Origin of the sequence: Pseudomonas sp. 22085 (assembly GCF_052045815.1) — a bacterium.
GTDB classification, from domain to species: domain Bacteria; phylum Pseudomonadota; class Gammaproteobacteria; order Pseudomonadales; family Pseudomonadaceae; genus Aquipseudomonas; species Aquipseudomonas glycinae.
Window position 1 is genome coordinate 1 of the sequence record NZ_JBQEQA010000056.1, and the last position, 456, is coordinate 456.

At 59.2% G+C, this 456-nt stretch carries 1 pseudogene; it reads left to right on the forward strand.

The annotated features are described in order from the left end of the window. Positions 1 to 456: pseudogene (locus tag ACTJK7_RS29115) on the forward strand (hypothetical protein); the annotation flags it as partial.

Below are 456 nucleotides of genomic sequence, written 5' to 3' on the forward strand. Positions count from 1 at the left end.
GCGCTTCAACCAGGCACCAGAACCTTTTACGCCACCGTTCAAACTCGTGGTCAAACTGGAAATCCCCGCCGGCCAGGACACCGATCCCGGGCAGGGGCATTCCAACCTGCACATGGAGTTCAGTCCGCCGGAAATTGTCCAGGACGGTGTCGACAAGGACACCGCCGAAAATGGCGTGGACGTTCTGGTCGTGGCCAAACCCGTGAGCGGCACAAACCTGCCGTACCCCGATATCGCCGTGGGCGATGTGATCATTGTGAGCTGGGGCGGCAAGCTGGTGGAGTCGAACCCGGTCACTCAGGCGCAGATCGACGACCCGCTGAATAACCCTATCGTGATCCACATCGGCAAGGACGTCATCCTCGCGGCGGGTGACTCCGGGAATGAAGGGCTGGCGGTGTCATTCTTCGTCAGAGATTTTGCAGACAACGATTCCGAAGACTGGTGCAAGGAAAC